At 71.8% G+C, this 21,128-nt stretch carries 23 protein-coding genes and 3 tRNA genes; 11 read left to right on the top strand and 15 right to left on the bottom strand.

Annotated features, from left to right (window positions below):
* Positions 1-38 precede the first annotated feature (38 nt).
* The 6 genes from RQG84_RS13255 to RQG84_RS13230 all read left to right on the top strand — a co-directional run bounded on the left by RQG84_RS13255 (position 39) and on the right by RQG84_RS13230 (position 5,607).
* On the top strand, positions 39-566 hold the full coding sequence (locus RQG84_RS13255; protein WP_055964191.1) for a TasA family protein: 528 nt from the start codon (positions 39-41) through the stop codon (positions 564-566).
* A gap of 182 nt (positions 567-748) precedes the next feature.
* Entirely contained in the window at positions 749-1,411 is a 663-nt protein-coding gene (locus RQG84_RS13250; RefSeq protein ID WP_311210395.1) for a signal peptidase I, read from the top strand.
* A 70-nt stretch (positions 1,412-1,481) separates the two neighbouring features.
* Positions 1,482-3,317 carry an Ig-like domain-containing protein gene (locus RQG84_RS13245; RefSeq protein ID WP_311210394.1) on the top strand — a complete coding sequence of 612 codons (1,836 nt, stop codon included), beginning with the start codon at positions 1,482-1,484 and terminating at the stop codon, positions 3,315-3,317.
* A complete protein-coding gene (locus tag RQG84_RS13240) occupies positions 3,317-3,694 on the top strand; it encodes a hypothetical protein (RefSeq protein ID WP_311210393.1) in 378 nt (125 codons plus the stop codon). The genes RQG84_RS13245 and RQG84_RS13240 overlap by 1 nt, the downstream gene beginning before the upstream one ends.
* Positions 3,684-4,406: a response regulator transcription factor gene (locus tag RQG84_RS13235; RefSeq protein ID WP_311210392.1), complete on the top strand. Its 723-nt coding sequence runs from the start codon at positions 3,684-3,686 to the stop codon at positions 4,404-4,406. Before RQG84_RS13240 ends, RQG84_RS13235 begins: the two co-directional genes overlap by 11 nt.
* A complete protein-coding gene (locus RQG84_RS13230; protein WP_311210391.1) occupies positions 4,399-5,607 on the top strand; it encodes a HAMP domain-containing sensor histidine kinase in 1,209 nt (402 codons plus the stop codon). Before RQG84_RS13235 ends, RQG84_RS13230 begins: the two co-directional genes overlap by 8 nt.
* 69 nt (positions 5,608-5,676) lie before the next feature.
* Here RQG84_RS13230 and rplA read toward each other — a convergent pair whose 3' ends face one another.
* From rplA to RQG84_RS13205, 5 genes are all read right to left on the bottom strand, one after another.
* On the bottom strand, positions 5,677-6,393 hold the full coding sequence (gene rplA / locus RQG84_RS13225) for a 50S ribosomal protein L1 (RefSeq protein WP_055964173.1): 717 nt from the start codon (positions 6,391-6,393) through the stop codon (positions 5,677-5,679).
* A gap of 83 nt (positions 6,394-6,476) precedes the next feature.
* The gene (gene rplK, locus RQG84_RS13220) at positions 6,477-6,905 is read right to left on the bottom strand and encodes a 50S ribosomal protein L11 (protein WP_055964170.1); all 429 of its coding nucleotides are present in this window, start codon (positions 6,903-6,905) and stop codon (positions 6,477-6,479) included.
* A gap of 50 nt (positions 6,906-6,955) precedes the next feature.
* Positions 6,956-7,813 (bottom strand): transcription termination/antitermination protein NusG, encoded by an 858-nt coding sequence (nusG, locus tag RQG84_RS13215; RefSeq protein WP_311210390.1) that lies wholly within the window; start codon positions 7,811-7,813, stop codon positions 6,956-6,958.
* A 16-nt stretch (positions 7,814-7,829) separates the two neighbouring features.
* Positions 7,830-8,051: a preprotein translocase subunit SecE gene (gene secE, locus RQG84_RS13210; protein WP_055964164.1), complete on the bottom strand. Its 222-nt coding sequence runs from the start codon at positions 8,049-8,051 to the stop codon at positions 7,830-7,832.
* Between the two features lie 54 nt (positions 8,052-8,105).
* Positions 8,106-8,181: transfer RNA gene (locus RQG84_RS13205), tRNA-Trp, on the bottom strand.
* A 299-nt stretch (positions 8,182-8,480) separates the two neighbouring features.
* On the opposite strand from RQG84_RS13205, the gene RQG84_RS13200 reads away from it, so the two are divergent.
* The 4 genes from RQG84_RS13200 (at position 8,481) to RQG84_RS13185 (ending at position 11,823) form a co-directional block, all read left to right on the top strand.
* Positions 8,481-9,905: an NAD-dependent malic enzyme gene (locus RQG84_RS13200; RefSeq protein WP_055964161.1), complete on the top strand. Its 1,425-nt coding sequence runs from the start codon at positions 8,481-8,483 to the stop codon at positions 9,903-9,905.
* A gap of 81 nt (positions 9,906-9,986) precedes the next feature.
* A complete protein-coding gene (locus RQG84_RS13195; protein WP_311210389.1) occupies positions 9,987-10,484 on the top strand; it encodes a hypothetical protein in 498 nt (165 codons plus the stop codon).
* The gene (locus tag RQG84_RS13190) at positions 10,481-11,491 is read left to right on the top strand and encodes an adenosine deaminase (RefSeq protein ID WP_082480234.1); all 1,011 of its coding nucleotides are present in this window, start codon (positions 10,481-10,483) and stop codon (positions 11,489-11,491) included. Before RQG84_RS13195 ends, RQG84_RS13190 begins: the two co-directional genes overlap by 4 nt.
* Positions 11,488-11,823, top strand: coding sequence for a hypothetical protein (locus tag RQG84_RS13185; protein WP_311210388.1), 336 nt, complete (start codon positions 11,488-11,490; stop codon positions 11,821-11,823). The genes RQG84_RS13190 and RQG84_RS13185 overlap by 4 nt, the downstream gene beginning before the upstream one ends.
* A 35-nt stretch (positions 11,824-11,858) precedes the next feature.
* On the opposite strand, the gene RQG84_RS13180 is transcribed toward RQG84_RS13185, so the two are convergent.
* The 10 genes from RQG84_RS13180 to RQG84_RS13135 form a co-directional block, all read right to left on the bottom strand.
* Positions 11,859-12,884 carry a UDP-N-acetylmuramate dehydrogenase gene (locus tag RQG84_RS13180; protein WP_311210387.1) on the bottom strand — a complete coding sequence of 342 codons (1,026 nt, stop codon included), beginning with the start codon at positions 12,882-12,884 and terminating at the stop codon, positions 11,859-11,861.
* A 115-nt stretch (positions 12,885-12,999) separates the two neighbouring features.
* A complete protein-coding gene (gene rpmG, locus RQG84_RS13175; RefSeq protein ID WP_055964149.1) occupies positions 13,000-13,170 on the bottom strand; it encodes a 50S ribosomal protein L33 in 171 nt (56 codons plus the stop codon).
* Between the two features lie 51 nt (positions 13,171-13,221).
* A tRNA-Met gene (locus tag RQG84_RS13170) sits at positions 13,222-13,295 on the bottom strand.
* A 29-nt stretch (positions 13,296-13,324) separates the two neighbouring features.
* Positions 13,325-13,397: transfer RNA gene (locus RQG84_RS13165), tRNA-Thr, on the bottom strand.
* A 74-nt stretch (positions 13,398-13,471) separates the two neighbouring features.
* Positions 13,472-14,602 (bottom strand): quinone-dependent dihydroorotate dehydrogenase, encoded by a 1,131-nt coding sequence (locus RQG84_RS13160; RefSeq protein WP_311210386.1) that lies wholly within the window; start codon positions 14,600-14,602, stop codon positions 13,472-13,474.
* Between the two features lie 164 nt (positions 14,603-14,766).
* A complete protein-coding gene (locus tag RQG84_RS13155; RefSeq protein WP_311210385.1) occupies positions 14,767-16,113 on the bottom strand; it encodes an NAD-dependent succinate-semialdehyde dehydrogenase in 1,347 nt (448 codons plus the stop codon).
* A gap of 116 nt (positions 16,114-16,229) precedes the next feature.
* The gene (locus RQG84_RS13150; protein ID WP_055964139.1) at positions 16,230-17,030 is read right to left on the bottom strand and encodes an ABC transporter permease; all 801 of its coding nucleotides are present in this window, start codon (positions 17,028-17,030) and stop codon (positions 16,230-16,232) included.
* A 9-nt stretch (positions 17,031-17,039) separates the two neighbouring features.
* Positions 17,040-17,960: an ABC transporter permease gene (locus tag RQG84_RS13145; protein WP_235493043.1), complete on the bottom strand. Its 921-nt coding sequence runs from the start codon at positions 17,958-17,960 to the stop codon at positions 17,040-17,042.
* Between the two features lies 1 nt (position 17,961).
* Complete coding sequence (locus tag RQG84_RS13140) at positions 17,962-19,137, bottom strand: extracellular solute-binding protein (RefSeq protein WP_311210384.1); 1,176 nt, start codon at positions 19,135-19,137, stop codon at positions 17,962-17,964.
* Positions 19,138-19,175: 38 nt separating this feature from the next.
* Positions 19,176-20,207 (bottom strand): ABC transporter ATP-binding protein, encoded by a 1,032-nt coding sequence (locus RQG84_RS13135; RefSeq protein ID WP_311210383.1) that lies wholly within the window; start codon positions 20,205-20,207, stop codon positions 19,176-19,178.
* A gap of 175 nt (positions 20,208-20,382) precedes the next feature.
* Here RQG84_RS13135 and RQG84_RS13130 point away from each other — a divergent pair, with 175 nt between their 5' ends.
* Positions 20,383-21,126, top strand: coding sequence for a GntR family transcriptional regulator (locus RQG84_RS13130; RefSeq protein WP_311210382.1), 744 nt, complete (start codon positions 20,383-20,385; stop codon positions 21,124-21,126).
* Positions 21,127-21,128: the final 2 nt, after the last annotated feature.

Here is a 21,128-nt window from a genome sequence, read left to right as displayed (position 1 = left end):
ACGGTCGAGCCCCACCGGTCCACACAGGAAGAATCCCCATGAACACCAAGAAGGTCCTCGTCCCCCTCGCCACGCTCCTCGCCGCCGGCGCCGTCGCCATCGGCTCGGGCGCCACGTTCACCTCGAGCACGGCCAACACCATCAGCTCGGTGACCTCCGGCACGCTGTCGCACACCAACTCCAAGAGCAACGCCGCGGTCTTCAACCTCACCAACATCAAGCCCGGCGACGTCGTCAACGGCAGCCTGACCATCACCAACACCGGCTCGCTGCCGGCCGCGTTCAGCCTGACCGAGACCACCTCGACGAACCAGTTCGCCGACGACGCCCTGACGCTCACCATCACCAACACGACCTCGGGCACCCAGGTCTACAGCGGCAACTTCGGCGGCCTCGTCGACGGCAAGAAGAACACCCTGGGCACGGTCGAGCCCGGCGTCGTGAGCAACTACACCTTCTCGGTGCGCCTCGCCGACACCGCCGACAACACGCAGCAGGGCAAGACCGCCTCCGCCGCGTACAGCTGGGACTCCACGCAGCTCTCGGCCACCACCACCAACCAGTGACCGTGCCCTGGTCGTCGACCTCGCGAAGTCGACGTCCGGGCATCCACCACCGGTCACCAGGGATGGGCCGCGCTCCGGAGGGGGGAACGCGACCCGCGACCGGCAGCACCACGGCGGGGGTCCTCCGTCGAGGACACGGACGACCACGCACCGCTCGCCACGAGCAGGAGAAGGAGACCACCATGAGCAGCACCCAGCACCGTCGACCCGCACAGGCCCTCGGCCGCCGGCTCGGCTCGCTCCTGGTCAGCTCCCTCCTGCTCGTGGCGACGCTGGCCGGCCTCGCCTACCTCGCCCCCACGCTGCTCGGCTACGAGCGCTACGTCATCACCGGCGGGTCCATGTCCGGCTCGATCGAGAAGGGCGCGATCGCCTTCGAGAAGGACGTCCCCGTCGCCGACCTCGCCGTGGGCGACGTCATCACCTACCAGCCTCCGGCCGACAGCGGCGTCACCAACCTGGTGACGCACCGCATCATCGACATCGCCACCTCCGAGAGCGGCGCACCCCTGTTCCGCACCCAGGGCGACGCCAACCCGCAGCCCGACCCCTGGTCCTTCTCGCTCACCGCGCCGGACCAGCCCGTGGTCGAGTTCCACGTGCCGCACGTCGGCTGGGCGCTCGTGGCGCTCGCCGACCGCGACACACGCCTGCTCGTGATCGGCGTGCCGGCCGGCCTCATCGCCCTCGTCAGCGCCGTCGAGCTGGTCGGCGCCCTGCGCAGCGGCGGACGACGTCGCGACCGCGCCGAGGCGCCTGCCCAGCCGGTCGTCCAGCCGGCCCTCCAGCCGATCGCCCCGCTGGTCCCCGTCCAGCTCCCCGTCCCCGTGCCCGTCCACTCCTGACCGGTTCCGTGGAGGTCGTGTGACCTTCGCGTGGGGTCCCCGTGGAGTCGACCTCCCTACCGTTGAGGACATGAGCATGAACGCCCGTCACCGAGCACCGTCGCCCCTGCGGGGCCGCGCACCGCTGGCGGGCGTCGTCGTCCTCCTGGCCGCGCTCGCGTTCTCCGTGACCGGCTTCTCCTCGGCCAGCTTCTCGGCCCGCACCGTCAACCCGGTCGGCACCGTGTCGGCCGCGTCGGACTGGACGCCGCCGACGGTCGCGGTCACGCAGCCGGCCGGTGGCACCGTCAACGGCACCACGACGATCACCGCCACCGCGAGCGACGCCCAGTCGGGCGTCGCCCAGGTGGTCCTGCAGTACCAGCCCGCCGACGCCTCGAGCTGGACCACGCTGTGCACCGACGCCACCGCCCCCTACTCCTGCTCGTGGGACACCCGGACGAGCGGCGCGACCCCGGACGGTCCGTACGACCTGCGGGCCATCGCCACCGACAAGGCGGGCTACAGCACCACGTCCGAGGTCGTGCGGACCTACGTCGCCAACACCTTCGCGGTCGTCCTGGCGCCCCTCGGCGAGGTCCTGACCGGGACCACGACCGCATCGATGACCGTCTACAACGCGGGCATCGGCTTCGGCTCCGTCCGCCTCGAGTACGCACCGGCCGGGACGACCCGGTGGACGACGGCGTGCAGCGCCTTCCTGCTGATCAACACGGCGTCCACCTGCCAGTGGAGCACCGCGTCGGTGCCCGACGGCACGTACGACCTGCGCGCCACCTACTCCGGCTCCGCGTCGACGGTCCAGACCGACGTCCTCGTCGACAACACCAGGCCCGCCGTCACGATGACCGACCCGGGCACGCCGCTGAGCGGCACCCGCACCTTCGCCGCCACGGCGACCGACGCGGGCTCGGGTGTCGAGACGGTCGAGCTGCAGTACTCCCAGGGCACCACCGGCACGTGGAAGACGCTGTGCACCGTGACCTCCGCGCCGTGGTCGTGCCGCTACGACACCACCGCACTGACCGGCGGCACCTACGCCTTCCGGGCCGTCGCCACCGATGCGGCCGGTCTGCAGACCACCTCGACCACCGTCGCCAACCGGGTCGTGGACAACACGGTCTCGTCGGTTTCCCTGGCGGACCCCGGCCAGTACCTCACCGGCACCGTCACCCTGACCGCCGCCGCCAACGCCTCCGCCGGGATCACCTCGGTCCGGATCCAGCGCGCGCCGGCCGGCGGATCGACGTGGACCGACGTGTGCACCGACACCACCGCTCCCTACACCTGCGCCTTCGACACCAGGACGGTCGGCGACGGCAGCTACGACCTGCGCGCCCAGCTCATCGACGTCCGCGGCACCACGACGACCTCCGCCGTCGTGGGTGCCCGACTCGTCGACAACAGCCCGGTGCGTGCGCTCGACGTGCAGTCCGCCAACGGCGGCGGCACCGTGGGCCGGGTCGACAACGGGGACACCGTCACCTTCACCTACAGCGAGAAGCTCGACCTCGCCTCCGTGGTCGCCGGATGGGACGGCACCGCCAGGGCCGTCACCGTCCGGCTGCGCGACGGCAACCTCGCCGGTGGCGGCGCCAAGGACGACACGATCGACGTGACCGGGGCGAACCTCGGCGCCGTCAACCTCAAGGCGGACTACGTCAAGAGCGGCAAGACCGTCCAGTGGGCCGGCAGCATGACGGCCACGACCGTGACCGTCGGCACCTCGACCCGCACGGTCGTGACCGTGAGGATCGGTGCCGTGACCTCGGGATCGGGGCTGCGCACCGTGAGCGGCACGCCCACCATGGTGTGGACGCCGTCCGCGACCGCCACCGACGTGTCGGGCCAGAAGTGCTCGGCGGCCCCGGCCGTCGAGACCGGCACGGCCGACCGGGACTTCTGATGATGCGCCCCGGGTCGTCGCACCTCGCCCCTGCAGGCACGGCGCTGCTCGGTCTGCTGCTCGCGCGGGCAGCTGCGTCCACCGCGCACGAGCCGTACGCGTCGGTGCTGCTGGGGGTCCTGGCCGGCATCGCGCTCCTCTCGGCGGCCCGCCTGGGCACGGCCCGGTGCATCGAGTCGCGGGTGGCCGCGGCCGCGGTGGCCCTGGCGACGGGGACGGGCGTCGTGCTCGCGAGCACCGTGGGTCCTCCCGGCTCGACACCGCACCCGGTCGACGTCACGGTGGTCGCACTTGCGCTGGCGGCCGCGGTGGTCCTGACCCTGGTGGTGGCACCCGAGCCGGAGCGCGCGCCCGCAGGTGACCTCTATGCTCGATGAGGTGTCTCACACTCTCTTGATCGTCGAGGACGACGACCAGATCGCCGCTCCCCTGATCCGCACGCTGGAGCGCGAGGAGCACCTGGTCGAGCGCGTGGCCACCGGCACCGAGGCCCTGGTGCGGCTGGCCGTCGGCGGCGTCGACCTGGTGCTGCTCGACCTCGGCCTGCCCGACCTCGACGGGCTCGAGGTCTGCCGGAGGGCCCGGGCGGACGGGTTCGAGGGCGGCATCATGATCCTGACCGCCCGCGGTGGGGAGCTCGACCGCGTCGTCGGTCTGGACGTCGGCGCGGACGACTATCTCGCCAAGCCCTTCGCCCTGGCCGAGCTGCTCGCCCGGGTCCGGGCCCTGCTGCGGCGCAGCGCCCGGCCAGGACCCGAGGTCGCCCCCGCGCCTCCCGCGTCGTCCCCGACCGGCGGGGTTCGCGTCGACCGCGACACCCGGCGCGCCTGGGTGGGCGACTCCGAGCTCATGTTGACGGTCAAGGAGTTCGACGTGCTGGCGCTGGTCGAGGCCGCCGGCGGCAGCGTCGTCACGCGCGAGCACGTGATGGACGAGGTGTGGGACGAGAACTGGTTCGGCTCCACCAAGACGCTCGACACCACGATCGGTCGGTTGCGCCAGAAGCTCGAGGACGCCGACGCGCCGGGCCGTGTCGTCACCGTGCGGGGCGTCGGCTTCCGCTGGGAGATCGACGCCGCGGATGCGTGACCGCCTGGTCGCGACGTTCGTCGGGCTGACCCTGCTCGTGCTGGCGCTGTTCGCCGTCGCGGCGTCCTACGTGGTCGCCGACGTCGTGCAGGACCAGGAGCGCGAGCGCGCCGATCGCACCGCCGCCCTGGTGGCGGCCGCGGTGGGCGCCCGGCTGACCGCGGGAGCCACCGTCGACCAGGACTACGTCACGTCCCTGCTGCAGGACGACGAGCGCGTGGTCTACCAGCCCCCCGCCGGCGAGCGCATCACCGCAGGGACGGTGACCGTCGACGGCCCGCGCAGCACCCGGGCGGTCGACGGTGGGGGCAGCGTGACCCTCAGCCTCTCCGGTCGGTCGATGACCGACCGCGTGTCGGCCGGAGTCCTGCCGCTGGTCCTGCTCTCCCTCGCGCTGGCCGCGGTCGCGGGCGTCGTGGCGGTGGTCATGGCACGTCGCTTCGCCCGGCCCTTCGGCGAGCTGTCGATCGTGGCCGCCGAGATCGGCGCGGGCCGCTTCGACACGCCGGTCCCCCGCTACCGGGTCCGGGAGGCCGACGAGCTGGGCCGTGCGCTGCGCGACACCGGTCGCCGGCTCGACGTCCTGCTGGAGCGTGAGCGCTCGCTCGCCGTGACCGCCTCGCACGAGCTCCGCACGCCCATCACCGCCCTGCGCCTCTCGCTGGAGGACCTCACGCTCTGGAAGCAGGTGCCGCCCGAGGTGGCAGCGGAGCTGACCCGCGCGATCGCCGCCGTGGACCGACTGGGCGTCGCGGTCACCGAGCTGCTCGAGGAGCGTCGCGACGACGCCCTCGACGACGAGGTCGCCGTGGACCTCGTGGACCTCACGTCCACCGTCGCCGAGCGCTGGCGGAACCGGCTGTCCGAGCAGGGTCGCGATCTCGTCCTCACGTCGCGGGCGCCCGTGCCGGCCAGGGTGGCCCCCGAGCCGGTGCAGCAGGTCGTCGACGCCTTGCTGGCACAGGCGACCGACCACGGCACGGGCACGGTCACCGTCGACGTGTCGGCGTTGCGCACCGTGCTGCGCGTGCGCGTGACCGACCAGGGACCGCGCCGCCTGCCGAGCGGCGTGCTGCACGGCGACGCCGGGTCCGACGGCGGCCTGGCCGAGGCTGCCGTGACCGCCGAGTCGGTGGGCGGCTACGTCACCGTGCAGGACGCACCGCAGTCACGCGTGATGCTGATCCTGCCCCACCACTGAGGTCGCGCCCCCGGACGCACGAACCCCCTCCGCCCGAGGGGCGGAGGGGGTCCGGTGTCGGCTGGAGGCTCAGGCCTCGTCGGCCGACGTGAAGTTCCGCAGGTGCGTCGTGTCGACGGGGACACCCGGGCCGTTCGTCGTGGAGACGGTGATCTTCTTCAGGTACCGACCCTTGGAGCTGGCCGGCTTGAGACGCAGGATCTCCTCGAGGGCCGCGCCGTAGTTCTCGGCGAGCTGCTCGGCCGAGAACGAGGCCTTGCCGATCACGAAGTGCAGGTTGGCGTGACGGTCGACGCGGAACTGGACCTTGCCGCCCTTGATGTCGCCGACGGCCTTGGCGACGTCGGTGGTCACCGTGCCGGTCTTCGGGTTCGGCATCAGGTTGCGCGGGCCGAGGACGCGGCCGAGACGACCGACCTTGCCCATCATGTCGGGCGTCGCGACGACGGCGTCGAAGTCGAGCCAGCCCTCGTTGACCTTGTCGACGAGCTCGTCGGCACCCACGTGGTCGGCTCCGGCCTCACGGGCGGCGTCGGCGTTGGCGCCGGTCGCGAAGACCAGGACCCGGGCGGTCTTGCCGGTGCCGTGGGGCAGGTTGACGGTGCCGCGCACCATCTGGTCGGCCTTGCGGGGGTCGACGCCGAGGCGGACGGAGACGTCGACCGTGGAGTCGTAGTTCTTGCTGCCCGACTCCTTGGCCAGCGTGGTGGCCTCGAGCGGGGTGTAGACGGCGTCCTTGTCGATCTTCTCGGCGACGGCGCGGTACGCCTTGCTGTGCTGTGTCATGTCTGGCTTCCTTCGGTGTGCACCAGGTGTGGTCTCGCGGGCCCAGCCGGCCCTGCCACGTGTTGCTGGTCGGGGTGGGTGTGTCAGTCGGTGGTGACGCCCATGGAGCGGGCGGTCCCCTCGACGATCTTCATGGCCTGGTCGAGGTCGTTCGCGTTCAGGTCAGGCAGCTTGGTCGTGGCGATCTCGCGGATCTGGTCCTTGCTGAGCTTGCCGACCTTGTCGGTGTGCGGCGTGGACGAGCCCTTGGACAGACCGGCGGCCTTCTTGATCAGCTCGGCGGCCGGCGGCGTCTTGGTCACGAACGTGAACGAGCGGTCCTCGTAGATCGTGATCTCGACGGGGACGACGTTGCCGCGCATGGACTCCGTGGCGGCGTTGTACGCCTTGCAGAACTCCATGATGTTCACGCCGTGCGGGCCGAGCGCGGTACCGACGGGGGGCGCCGGGTTCGCCATGCCGGCGTTGAGCTGCACCTTGACGAGTGCGGCGACCTTCTTCTTGGGAGGCATTGTTCTTCGGGTCCTTCTGTGGATGGGTGGTGCAGGCCGGAGGAGCCGGCTCAGACCTTCTGGATCTGGGTGAAGCTCAGCTCGACCGGGGTCTCGCGACCGAAGATCTCGACGAGGGCCTTGACCCTCTGCGCGTCGAGGTTGATCTCCGTGATCGTCGCGTGGAGCGTGGCGAACGGACCGTCGACGACCATGACGGAGTCACCCGTCGTGAAGTCGGCGAACTCGACCTTGGGGGACGATGCGGTCTGCTGCTGCTCGGGGGCGTCGGCCGCCTGCTGGGCGACCTCGGCCTCCACCGCCGGGGCGAGCATCTGCTCGACCTCGGCGAGGCTGAGGGGCACCGGCTGGTGGGAGTTGCCCACGAAGCCGGTGACCGACGGGGTGTGGCGCACGACGCCCCACGACTCGTCGGTGAGGTCCATGCGGACCAGGACGTAGCCGGGGAGCACGGTGCGCTTGACGAGCTTGCGCTGCCCGTTCTTGATCTCGGCGACCTCCTCGGTGGGGACGACGATCTCGAAGATGTAGTCCTCGGCGTTGAGCGAGGTGATGCGGTTCTCGAGGTTCGCCTTCACACGCTTCTCCATGCCGGAGTAGGTGTGCACGACGTACCAGTCGCCGAACTGGCTGTAGAGCCGCTCGCGGAACTCCGCGAGCGCGTCGACGGGGGCGTCCTCGCCGGCCTCTTCACCGTCACCGGTCTCGTCGGCAGGGACGTCGGCGTCGAGCTCGGCGTCGACCTCGGCCTCGGCGGCCTGGTCGGCGTCGACGGTCTCGTCGGCGCCCTCGGGCGCGTCCTCGACCTCGGGGGCCTCGTCGGTCGACGCGGCGGACTCGTCCGTCGCCTCGACGTCGGAGAGCTCCTCGACCTCGACGTTGCTCGTCTCGGGGGACTGTTCAGTCACTGGTTTCCTCTGCAGTTCACGCGAACACGGCGAACATCGCCTTGCCGAACCCGTAGTCCAGGCCGGCGACGAACGCCATCATGATCAGGACGAAGACGAGCACGACGAAGAAGTAGTTGACGACCTGCGGCCGCGTGGGCCACACGACCTTCCGCAGCTCCGCGACGACCTGCCGGTAGAAGGTCAACGGCGACGTGCGCCGTTCCTTCGTGGCCGACGTCTCGTGGCGATCGCTCACGGTGTCCCCTTCGTTGGTCGTGCTGGTCTGGATGGTGCGATGTGGTGATGGTGCTGGCACGGCACGAGGGACTTGAACCCCCAACCTTCGGTTTTGGAGACCGATGCTCTGCCAGTTGAGCTAGTGCCGTCCACCGGCGCTTCGGCCCGTCTCCCCCGTCCTGCGTGCAGGACACGAGGGCATGACGAAACAGAGTGAGATCTCACCGGTCCGTCCAGTGTACGGGGTGCGCACCGGTCGAGTCGAACCGACCGGCAGGGGTCCCTCCCGCCCCCGACCCAGGCCTCGCCGCTCCGGTCCTCCGCCGCCCACGGCCCGGCACCCCCGCCGGGCTTTCCGCCGCCCACGGCCCGGCACCCCCGCCGGGCGGCGTGAACTCAATGTGCACGACTCGCGGGTAACCGGTCCGGTCCCGTAGAACAGAGGATCGTGAGCCATTCCACGACCGAAAGTGCCGTCGGCGCGTCCCCCGCCCCGAACGTGTCCCACTCCATCACGGTGCGCCTCGAGGTGCCGGCCGGCGGTACCGCCGTGAGCCACCTGACGACCACGGTGGAGTCCAGCGGTGGCATCGTGACCGCGCTCGACGTGGCCGCGTCGCGCGCCGACGCCCTGCGCATCGACCTGACCATCGCCGCCGGCGACACCGCCCACGCCGACCGCATCGTCGAGGGGCTGCGGGCGATCCCCGACGTCGCCGTCAAGAAGGTCTCCGACCGCACCTTCCTCATGCACCTCGGCGGGGTCATCGAGACCGCGTCCAAGCACGCGCTGCGCAACCGCGACGACCTGTCGATGGTCTACACCCCCGGCGTCGCCCGCATCTGCCAGGCGATCGCGGCCGACCGCGAGGACGCGCGGCGCCTGACCATCAAGCGCAACAGCGTGGCCGTGGTCACCGACGGCTCGGCCGTGCTCGGTCTCGGCAACATCGGCCCGCACGCGGCCCTGCCGGTCATGGAGGGCAAGGCGGCCCTGTTCAAGACCTTCGGCGGCATCGACGCCTGGCCGCTGTGCCTGGACACCCAGGACGTGGACCAGATCGTGGAGACCGTCGCCGCCGTGGCCCCCGGGTTCGCCGGCATCAACCTCGAGGACATCTCGGCGCCGCGGTGCTTCGAGATCGAGGCACGCCTGCGCGAGCGGCTCGACATCCCCGTCTTCCACGACGACCAGCACGGCACCGCCATCGTGGTGCTGGCCGCGCTGCGCAACGCCCTGCGCGTGGTCGAGAAGTCGCTCGAGGACGTGCGCGTGGTGCTGGTGGGTGCCGGCGCCGCCGGCACCGCGATCCTGCGGCTGCTCCTCGGGGCAGGCCTGCGCGACGTGGTCGTGTGCGACGTCGACGGCATCGTCTCCACGGAGCGCGGCGACACCGACCCCACGCTCGCCTGGATCGGGGAGAACACCAACCCGCGTGGCGTCTCGGGCACCCTGAAGGACGCCCTCGTCGACGCCGACGTGTTCATCGGCGTCAGCGCGCCCCGCCTGCTCGGTGCCGCCGACGTGGCGACGATGGCCGACGACGCCGTGGTGTTCGCCCTCGCCAACCCCGACCCGGAGATCGACCCGGCCCTCGCCCGCGAGCACGCGCGCGTGGTCGCCACCGGTCGGTCGGACTACCCGAACCAGATCAACAACGTGCTGGCGTTCCCGGGGATCTTCCGCGGGCTGCTCGACGCGCACAGCCACGGCATCGACGTGCCGGTGCTCCTGGCGGCGGCCGAGGCCATCGCGGCGTGCGTCGAGGACGACGAGCTCAACGCCGACTACATCGTGCCGAGCGTCTTCCACCCGGAGGTCCACCACCGCGTGGCCGACGCGGTCGAGCGTGCCGCCCGCGCCTCGCAGTAGCCGCGGCCCCCTCCCGGCGCACGCGCGACGCACCCGGCGGTGGACGGGCGCGGGGTCGGCACCGGCCGATACGGTGACGCCATGAGCGTCGCCCAGCCCGCCCCGTCCCCCGGCCGCTCGCTGCGGGTCCTCGCGCTCACGTTGGGCACCTCGCCCCTCATCGTGCTGGTCGCGATCCTGTTCGTGCTGCCTCCCGACCAGGGCGAGCTCTCGGTGGTCGGCGCGGCCGCCGCCCTCGGTGCCGTGGTGCTCGGCTTCCTCGCCGCGCAGACGATCGGCTACCGCGTGGCCGCGCTGGAGCCCGGCCTCGACGAGACCGCCGCCCGGCGCGCCTCGGTGCAGGCGTTCCAGACCACGATGATCCTGCGCTTCGTCCTGACGGAGGCCCCGCTGATCGCCGCGCTGGCGCTGTCGTTCGTCCTCGACGAGGGGCCGTGGCCGTTCGTCCTCGCCGTCGTCGTCGGGGTGCCCTCCATGCTGTTCCACGTGCTGGTGCGTCCTCGCACCATCGAGCGGGTCCGGGCCGGGCTCGAGGCCCGCGGCGCCCGCTCGTACGTGGCGGAGGCCCTCACCCCGTGAGGTCCGTCGCCACGCTGCCCAAGGCGCACCTGCACCTGCACTTCACCGGGTCGATGCGCCACACGACCCTGGTGGAGCTCGCCGAGCGCGACGGCATCCGGCTGCCGCCGGCCCTCGTCGAGGAGTGGCCGCCCCAGCTCGTGGCCACGGACGAGAAGGGCTGGTTCCGGTTCCAGCGGCTGTACGACGTGGCCCGCTCGGTCCTGCGCACGGAGGACGACGTGCGGCGCCTGGTCCTGGAGGCGGCCGAGGACGACGCCCGCGACGGTGCGGTGTGGACCGAGATCCAGGTCGACCCGTCGGGCTACGGCGCCCGGTTCGGTGGCATCACCGCCTTCACCGACCTCGTGATCGACGCCGCCCGTGACGCCGGAGAGCGCGTGGGCACCGGCATGGCGGTCGTGGTGGCCGCGAACCGCACCCGCCACCCCCTCGACGCCCGCACGCTGGCGCGCCTGGCCGGGCAGTACGCCGGACGCGGCGTGGTCGGCTTCGGGCTCTCGAACGACGAGCGGCGGGGCGACACGGCCGCCTTCGCCCCGGCCTTCGCGATCGCCGAGCGGGCCGGGCTCTCGCTCGTGCCCCACGGCGGTGAGCTGCGCGGACCGGCCCACGTGGCGCAGTGCCTCGACCACCTGCACCCCACCCGCCTGGGCCACGGCGTGCGCTCGAGCGAGGACCCGGCGGTGCTGGAGCGGGTCGCCGAGGCCGGCGTGGCCCTCGAGGTGTGCCCCACCTCCAACGTGGCGCTCGGCGTGTACGCCACGCTCGAGGAGGTGCCGGTGCGCACCCTCGTCGAGGCCGGCGTCGACGTCGCGCTCGGCGCCGACGACCCGTTGCTCTTCGGCTCGCGCCTGGCCGGTCAGTACAACGTGCTGCGCGCCGCGCAGGACTTCAGCGACGACGAGCTGGCCGACCTCGCCGCGATGTCGCTGCGCCGCTCGCACGCCCCCGACGACCTCAAGGCCGCGGCCCTGGCCGACGTCGACCGGTGGCGGACGTCGTGAGCGGCATCGACGTGCCGGACCTCGGCCACCCCGGGCCCACCGTCCACACCGTCCACCCCGGCGCGGACCGGGCCTACGTGCTGGGCCTGCTGTCCCTCGTCGGGGCCGTGTTCGTGCTGCCCGCCCTGCTCGGCCCGTACGTCTGGCACCTGGGGGTCTCGACGCGTCGCGAGATCGACCGCGATCCCGCGCGGTGGGTCGGCCGTCGACAGGCCACGGCCGGCATGGTCCTCGGCGCGCTCGCCACGGCACTGGTCGTCGTCGGCCTGCTCGTCCTGGTGGGCTTCGCCGTACGGGCCCACCTGCAGCTCTCCGCGGACACGGGGTACTGACGCCCACGCACGCACCGTGCGTCCACGAGGCCGGCTCAGAGGGTGCAGCCGACGAGCACGGGTTCCGGCACGAGGGTGATGCCGAAGGCGTCGCGCACGCCGTCGCGCACCTCCCGGGCCAGGGCGAGCAGGTCCTCGCACGTGGCGTCGCCGCGGTTCGTGAGGGCCAGGGTGTGCTTGGAGGAGACCGCGGCCCGCCCACCGGCCACCGTGTGACCGCGCTCGAACCCGGCGGCCTGGATGAGCCATGCCGCGCTCGTCTTGACGGTGCCGTCGGCCTGCGGGAACCGCGGGGCCCCCTCGGGCAGACGCGCGGCCGCGTCGGCGTCGAGGACGGGGTTGGTGAAGAACGACCCCGCGCTCCACGTGTCGTGGTCGTCGGCGTCGAGCACCATGCCCTTCGCGGTCCGCAGCGCGAGCACCGCCCCACGGACGTCGGCCAGGGGGGCGCGGTCGCCCACGTCGACGCCCAGGCGGGTGGCCAGCTCGGCGTACGCGATGGGCGCAGACAGGTCGCCCAGACGCAGCTGGAACGCCACGGCGAGCACCACGAACCGGCCGGGCTCGGCCTTGAAGCGACTGTGCCGGTAGCCGAACCCGCAGTCGACGGCGAACAGGGTGCGCACCCGCTGCTCGGTGCGGTCGTAGACCCGCACCGAGGCGATGGTCTGCGCGACCTCCTGGCCGTAGGCACCGACGTTCTGGATGGGCGTGGCCCCCACGGACCCGGGGATGCCCGACAACGCCTCCAGCCCGACCCAGCCGGACTCGACGGCCACCGCGACGAGCGCGTCCCACGACTCCCCCGCCTGGACGGTGACCATGGCGCCGCTGCAGGCGTCGGCGTCGACCTGGCGTCCTGTCGTGCGCACGAGCACGACGGTCCCCTCGAAGCCGGTGTCGCCGACCACGAGGTTGCTCCCGCCCGCGACCAGCAGGAGCGGGACGCCGGCGTCGTCGGCCGTCCGCACCGCGTCGACGAGCTCCTGCTCGGTGGTGGCCTCGACGACGTCGCGCGCCGGCCCCCCGAGGCGCAGGGTGGTCAGCTGCGCGAGATCCATGCGTCGAGCCTAGGACCCGCTCCCACAGCCGTCGGAGGTAGGTGACGCACCGGACCAGGACGCACGAGACCCCCGGCCGTGCGGCCGGGGGTCTCGTGACGGTGGTGCAGGAGGCTCAGCGCGTCTCGCGGTGGACCTGGTGGGTCTTGCAGCGCGGGCAGAACTTCTTGAGGTCGAGACGATCGGGATCGTTGCGACGGTTCTTCTTCGTGATGTAGTTGCGCTCCTTGCACTCGGTGCAAGCCAAGGTGATCTTGGGTCGAACGTCGGAGCTCTTGCTCGCCACTGGTCTGCCTCTTCTGGTCTGGGGGTGATGCCGTGCACGTGCGGTCTTCGGTAGCTGGGGCGGGACTCGAACCCGCGACACCACGATTATGAGTCGTGTGCTCTAACCACCTGAGCTACCCAGCCGCGAGGGGACGAGTCTCCCCGTCTCTCAGAGCCCCTTTACGGAATCGAACCGTAGACCTTTTCCTTACCATGGAAACGCTCTGCCGACTGAGCTAAAGGGGCAAGCCGACAGCCAACAGTACCCAATGGTCGGCGCAGGACGAAATCGGGGGGTCCCCCTTCCCCGCCGAGGTCGCTCAGAGCCTGGAAGCGCGGGCCAGACGGGCCGGCCACAGCGGCCCGCCGTAGACGAATCCGGTGTACGCCTGCACCAGGTCCGCACCCGCGTCGAGGCGGTCGCGGACGTCCTGCGGCGTGGTGACGCCACCGACGCCGACCAGGGCCAGCCGGTCGCCCACACGCCCCCTCAGACGGCGCAGCACCTCGGTCGATCGGTCCGCCAGGACCGGCCCCGACAGGCCACCGGCCCCGGCCGCCTCGACCGTCGCCCGGGGCGTGCGCAACGAGTCCGGGCGCGCGATCGTCGTGTTGGTGGCGCTGATGCCGTCCAGCCCCAGCTCGAGAGCCAGGTCGGCCACCGCGTCGACGTCGGCGTCGGCGAGGTCCGGCGCGATCTTGACCACCAACGGGACCCTGCCGTTCGCCGCCCACGGCCCGGCACCCCCGCCGGGCCCGTCCGCCGCCCACGGCCCGGCACCCCCGCCGGGCCCGTTCGCCGCCCACGGCCCGGCACCCCCGCCGGGGGTGCCGCGCTCCGTGACCTCGCGGACGGCCTCGAGGATGGGCCGCAGGGAGTCGACGGCCTGCAGGTCGCGCAGGCCCGGGGTGTTCGGGCTCGAGACGTTGACCACGAGGTAGCTCGCGTACGGGGCGAGCAGGCGGGCGCTCTCCACGTAGTCGGCCACGGCCTCGGCCGCCGGCACGACCTTCGTCTTGCCGATGTTGACGCCGATCACCGCGTCGGCGCCCGCACGGGTGCGGCGCAGCCGGTGCAGGCGGGACGCCACCACGGCCGCACCGTCGTTGTTGAACCCCATCCGGTTCACGATCGCCTCGTCCTCGAGCAGCCGGAACAGGCGCGGCCGTGGGTTGCCCGGCTGCGGGCGCGCCGTGACCGTCCCGACCTCGACGTGCCCGAAGCCCAGCCCCAGCAGACCCGGGACGGCGCGGGCGTTCTTGTCGAAGCCCGCCGCCAGCCCGAACGCGTTCGGGAACTCCACCCCCATCACGGTGCGGGGCGCCGGGGGCACCGACGTGAGCGGAGCGGCGAGGCGACCCCCGAGCCGGATCGCCCGAAACGCCTGCTCGTGCGCGACCTCGGGATCCATGCGGGCGAAGACCGTCGAGAACAGCGCGTCGTAGGCCACGGCCGCCAGCCTAGTCCGGGCCGATCACGCCCGTCGCGGCGACGCTGCCGTGGCCCGGGGTGCCGGCCCCGCCCGCCCTGTTGCCGAGCGGGACCGGCACCTACTGGGACGGAGCAGGACCCCGTCCATGACGCGGGACCGCCCACCTCGTCGAGGTCCGGTGCTCAGCCGACCGTGCGGATGAGCTTCTTGTTGACGAACTCGTCCATGCCGAAGCGTCCGAGCTCGCGGCCGAACCCGGACCGCTTGACGCCGCCGAACGGCAGCTCGGCACCCTCGGCGCCGACGCCGTTGACGAAGACCATGCCGGCCTCGATGCGGTCGGCCACCCGCTGGGCCTGGTCGGCGTCGTCGGTGAACACGTAGGAGCCGAGACCGAACGGGGTGTCGTTCGCGAGCTCCACGGCCTCCTGCTCCGACCCGACCTTGAACACGATGCCGACCGGGCCGAACAGCTCCTCGTGGAAGGCGTCGTCACCGGGCTTCACGCCCGTGAGCACACCGGGCGGGAAGTGGGCGCCGTCGCGCTCCCCCGCGCTCTCCAGGTGCGCACCCTGCTCGACGGCACGCTCCACCTGGTCGGCCAGCCGCTCGGCCGCGGCCACGGACGACAGCGGCGCGATGCCCTCGGCGGCCGCGAGCATCTTGGCGGTGAACTTCTCGACGAACGAGTCGTAGAGGTCCTCGACGACGATGAACCGCTTGCCCGCGTTGCAGGCCTGGCCGGTGTTGTCGAGCCGCGCCGCCACGGCCTTGTCGACCGTGTCGTCGAGGTCGGAGGTGCCCAGCACCACGAACGGGTCGGACCCGCCGAGCTCGAGGACGACCTTCTTGAGGTGGCGACCGGCGATCTCGGCCACCGCCGCACCGGCGCGCTCGGACCCGGTGAGCGAGACGCCCTGGACCCGCGGGTCGGCGATGACGTCGGCGACCTGCTCGTTCGTGGCGTAGACGTTGACGTAGGCACCCTCGGGGAAGCCGGCGTCGAGGAAGATCCGCTCGAGCGCCGCGGCGGACTCCGGGCACTGCGGTGCGTGCTTGAGGACGATCGTGTTGCCGGTCGCGAGGTTGGGGCCCGCGAAGCGTGCGATCTGGTAGTACGGGAAGTTCCACGGCATGATGCCGAGCAGCACGCCCACGGCCGTGCGCTTCACGACGGCCGATCCCTCGCCCTCGAGCAGCTCGAGCGGCTCGTCGGCCATGAACGCCTCGGCGTTGTCGGCGTAGAAGTCGTAGATGGCGGTGCAGAAGTCGACCTCGCCCAGGCACTCCTCGAGCGGCTTGCCCATCTCGCGCTGGATGATGGCGGCGAGCTCGTCGCGACGCTCGTGGTGCAGCGCGCCGACGCGGCGCACCAGCTCGGCCCGCTCGGCCACGGTGGAGGACCGCGACCACGTGCGGAACGCCTCGTGGGCGGCCGTGACCGCGTTCTCGACGTCGGCGTCGCTGGCGGTGGGGTACTCCTGGACGACCTCGCCGGTGGCGGGGTTCGTGACGGCGTAGAGGCTCATCGGGGGCTCCTTCGATCAGGGGCGGACGGTGGTGGCTGGTCGTGAGGTCGGGAGTCCGACGTTACGCGGTGCGCGGGTCCTCGGCCCGGGGACGAGCGGCGGCACGGGTGCGCCGCTCATCGAACCGTCTCCGCCTCGCCGGCGATGCGCTGCGCGATCCAGATCGGCACCACGGAGACGACGATCAGCACCACGGCCACGACCGCGACGACGGGCGCCTGGTTGGGACGGAACAGGTTGTTGAGGATCCAGATCGGCAGGGTCGTGGTGCCGGGCCCGGCCGTGAAGGTGGTCACGATGATCTCGTCGAAGCTCAGCGCGAAGGCGAGGAGGCCACCGGCGAGCAGCGCCGAGCGCAGCTGCGGGAACGTGACGAGTCGGAACGTCGTCCAGAGACCCGCGCCCAGGTCGGCCGAGGCCTCCTCCAGGTTGCCGCCCATGCGGCGCAGCCGGGCGATGACGTTGTTGAACACCGTGACGATGCAGAACGTGGCGTGCGCGACGATCAGCGTGGCCACGCCCAGCTCGATGGCCAGGATCCCGCGGAAGGCGTTGTTCAGCGCCACGCCGGTGACGATGCCGGGCAGGGCGATCGGCAGGATCACGAGCAGGTTCACCGTGTTGCGCCCGAAGAACGCGAACCGCTGCAGCGCGAAGGCCATGAGCGTGCCGAGCAGCAGCGCCACGGCGGTCGAGGCGAGCGCCACCTGCACGCTCGTGAGCACCGCGTCGCGGGCGCCCGCGCTGTGGAACGCGCGCACCCACCACTGGGTGGTGAACCCCTCGGGCGGCCACGTCATCGACGGGTCGGGGTTGAAGGAGTTGGCCACCACGACCAGCAGCGGCGCGTACATGAGCACCAGCACGAGGCCGGTCACGCCGAGCAGCAGACGGCGCGCGAGAGGACTGAGGGTCACGACGCGCTCCTAGAGGGTGTCCAGGGCGCCCGTGCGGCGGACCGCCGCGAGGTACCCGAGCATGACGACGATGGGGATGAGGGCGATCGCGGCGGCGAGCGGCAGGTTGTTGGCCGCGCCGACGTTCGTGTAGACCAGGTTGCCGAGCATCTGGTTGGCACCGCCCACGATGTTGACGCTGATGTAGTCGCCCAGGGTGAGGGAGAAGCTGAAGATCGAGCCCGCGGCGACCGAGGGCAGCAGCAGGGGCATCACGACGGTCCGGACGGTGGTGCCCGCCGAGGCGCCGAGGTCGCCCGCGGCCTCCAGCATCGAGTCGGGGACGCGCTCCATGCCGGCGAAGATCGGCAGGATGACGTACGGCAGCCAGATGTAGGCCTGCGTGAGCACGACGGCGGTCAGCCCGTAGCCGGGCGTCTGGCCGCCGAACGGGTTCAGCACCCAGTCGACGAGGCCGCCCTCGCTGAGCAGCGACCGCCAGGCGAACGCCTTGACGAGGTAGCTCGCCCACAGGGGCGTCAGGACCGCGACCACCAGCAGACGTCGGGCACGCGGCGACGCGACCTTGGCCATGTAGAAGGCGATCGGCAGCGCGATCGCGACGTCGACGACCGTCACCAGGGCCGCGACACCGAGCGTGCGCAGCGTGACCGTGCGGTAGAGCGAGTTGGTGACGACCTCGCGCAGGTTGTCGAGGGTGAGGCCGCGGTCGATCTCACCGGTGAAGCTGTCGACCGACCACAGCGCCGTCACGAGCAGCGCCGAGAGCGCCACCACGTAGACGAGCACGAGCCAGGTCAGCGGCGCGGTCAGGAACAGCCCGAGCCTCAGCCGCGGCCGCGTGGCGAGGAAGGAGGAGGCCCGGCGGGTGGCCGCCCCGGTCCCGGACAGGGACGGGACGGCCACCTCGGACGTGGTCGACTGGGTCACGTCAGCCCTTGATCTCGGTCCAGGCCTTGGTCCAGTCCGAGTAGTCGGTGCACTCGACGTCCGTGCGGCCGTCGAGGCACTCGGCGATCGGCGTGCGCCAGTACCAGATCTTGTCCGAGTAGGCCTTGTCGCCGGCGTGGTACGTCTCGCAGAAGCCCTCGCTCGCGAAGTCGCACGCCTCCTCGCTGTTCGGCGACTCGCCGAAGTACTCGGTGGCCTGCGCGTTGGTCTCCGGGTCCTCGATGTGGTCGAGCCACTTGTAGGCGCAGTTGGGGTTCTTGGCCTTGGCGGCGATCATCCAGGTGTCGTTCCAGCCCGTGACGCCCTCCTTCGGCACCGTGACCTTCACGTTGTCCTGGTCGATCGTGTTCGCGATGACCTGCCAGGTGGTGCCCACCACGGAGTCGCCGGTCTTGAAGGCCGAGGCCTCCTTGAGGTAGTCCGACCAGTACTCGCCGACGTTGGTGCGCTGGCCCTTGAGCAGGTCGACCGCGGCGGCCAGCTGCTTCTCGTCGAGGGCGTAGGGGTTCTCGATCTTCAGCTCCGGCTGCGTCGACATGAGGTACATGGCGGCGTCGGCGATGTAGATCGGCGAGTCGTAGGCCGTGACCTTGCCCTTGTACTGCGAGGACTTGTCGAACACGACGTCCCACGACGTCGGCTCGTCCTTCACGACGTCGGCGTTGTACATGAGCAGGTTGGCGCCGTAGCCGTGCGGGACGCCGTAGTTCTTGCCGTCGACGGTGTTCCACTCCTGGTCCTTGAGGAAGTCGAAGACCTTCTCGTAGTTCGGCACCAGGTCGGTGTTGACCTCGGCGGCCGCCTTGGCGGCGATCATGCGCAGCGTGAGGTCGCCGGACGCGGCGACGACGTCGTAGTCGCCGGACTTGGCGAGGTTGAACGCCTCGTCGGACGTGCCGTAGACCTTGCTCGTGACCTTGCAGCCGGTCTCCTCCTCGAAGGAGGTGACCCAGTCGGCGTCGGGGTCGTTGCTGCCGTCCTCGACGTAGCCGGGCCACGCCAGGATCGAGACCTGGCCCTCGGTCTTGCCGAGCTTCGTGGGTGCACCCGTGGCGGCGTCGTCGTCGGAGCCCCCGCCACAGGCGGCGAGAGCGAGGCTGCAGGTGACGGCGGCGGCGATGGCGCCGACGCGGCCTCTGCTGGTCGTGGGGATCATCTCGGATTCCGTTCTCTTCTGTGGGTGTGGTGGGGGGATCAGGTGAGCGTCACGAGGTCGTCGTGGCGCCACGAGGCGACGACGGCGTCGCCCCGCTCGACCGCCGCCAGGGCGGTGGAGGGCTCGAGGACGACCAGACGGGCGCCCTGCTCGGTGTCGACGACGACGCGCCGACCGATGCCGAGGTAGATGGTCTCGGCGACGACGCCGCGGACGCTGTCGCGACCGTCGACCGGGTCGCTCGCGGTGCCGGAGGCCGCGAGGTGGATCTTCTCCGGCCGCAGCGCGTAGCGACCCTCCCGTCCGAGGACGGTGCGCGAGGCGTCGGGGTCGAAGAGGTTCGACGTGCCGACGAACGACGCGACGTACTCGTCGACCGGGGTCTCGTAGACGTCCCGGGGGCTGCCCAGCTGCACGATCCGCCCCTCGTTGAAGACGGCGACGCGGTCGCTGAGCGTGAGCGCCTCCTCCTGGTCGTGGGTGACGAAGACGAAGGTGATGCCGAGCTCGCGCTGCAGCTGCTTGAGCTCCACCTGCATCTGCTCGCGGAGCTTGAGGTCGAGGGCGCCGAGGGGCTCGTCGAGCAGGAGCACCTTCGGGCGGACCACGACGGCCCGGGCCAGGGCCACGCGCTGGCGCTGGCCGCCCGAGAGCTGCGTGGGGCGACGGTCGGCCACGTGCTGCAGGCGCACCGTCTCGAGGGCCTCGAGCGCACGGGACCGGCGCTCGCGGCGGTCGACGCCACGCACCCGCAGTCCGTAGGCCACGTTCTCGAGCACGCTCATGTGCGGGAACAGCGCGTAGTCCTGGAACACGGTGTTGACGTCGCGCTCGAAGGGCGCCGAGCCGGTGACGTCGCGGCCGCCGAGCTCGATCGAGCCCGCGGTCGGCTGCTCGAAGCCGGCCACGAGACGCAGCACCGTGGTCTTGCCGGACCCCGACGGACCCAGCATCGAGAAGAACTCGCCGTCGGCGATCTCCAGGTCCACGCCGTCGACGGCCCTGACCTCGCCGAAGTGCTTCTGCAGGCCGCTCAGTCGGATCGCGGGGGTGGCGCCGGTGCCGGTCATCGGGCTCCTTCGACGGGTTCTCCCCGTCCGTCCTGACGGTCGGGAGGAGTGGTGCGGATCACCTTCCGCCGCAAAACATATGGTCTTGGATGTTAAATGTCCACACCTTCGTGTCACGATCCGGTAAACATGTGCGCACCGGCAGCCCGGCCGGTCCGAGGACACGAGGAGATCCATGGCCGCCGTCCGTCGACGCTCGACCCGGGCGCGGACCGCCGTGTTCGCGCCGATCGGCGAGCTCGGCCGCGCGGTCCGCGTGGAGCAGCGCCTGGCGCAGGCGATCCGCTCGGGGATCCTCGAGGACGGTGAGCGACTGCCCAGCGAGTCCGAGCTGGCGAGCATGCTCGGGGTCGCCACCGTCACGGCGCGCGAGGCGCTCGTGTCGCTGCGCGCGCAGGGCCTCGTCACCACCACGCGCGGGCGCGGCGGCGGCTCGTTCGTCACCCGCCCCGTCGGCGCGGCCGACGACGTCCTCGAGCGTCGCGTGGCCGCCATGACCCGCGTCGACATCGCCGACCACGGCATCCACTACGCCACGGTGCTGAGCGGCTGTGCCGAGCTGGCCGCCGAGCGGGCCAACGTCGAGGAGATCGAGGACCTGCGGGCGATCCTGCCCCCCGACGACACCGACGACGCGGCCACGTGGCGCCACGTCGACACCGAGCTCAACCTCGCCGTGGCGGCGCTCTCGCACTCGGCCCACCTGGCCCGCGACGTGATGCGCCTGGAGATGGAGTTCGGCGGGCTCCTGCGACTCGGGTTCGGGCACGCGGACCAGCAGGCCGCCCTGCGCGACCACCACGCAGCCCTGCTCGCCGCTATCGCGAGCCACGACGGGAACGAGGCCCGACGCGTGGTGCGCGCCCGGGTGCGACGACTGCTCGGCGAGCTCGCCGAGCTCCACGCAAGGATCAGGTGAGC

This window comes from Aeromicrobium sp. WCS2018Hpa-31, assembly GCF_031843905.1.
Taxonomy (GTDB): Bacteria; Actinomycetota; Actinomycetes; order Propionibacteriales; family Nocardioidaceae; genus Aeromicrobium.
The sequence above is the reverse complement of the archived record's forward strand: the minus strand, read 5'-3'. Positions and strand labels throughout refer to the sequence as shown.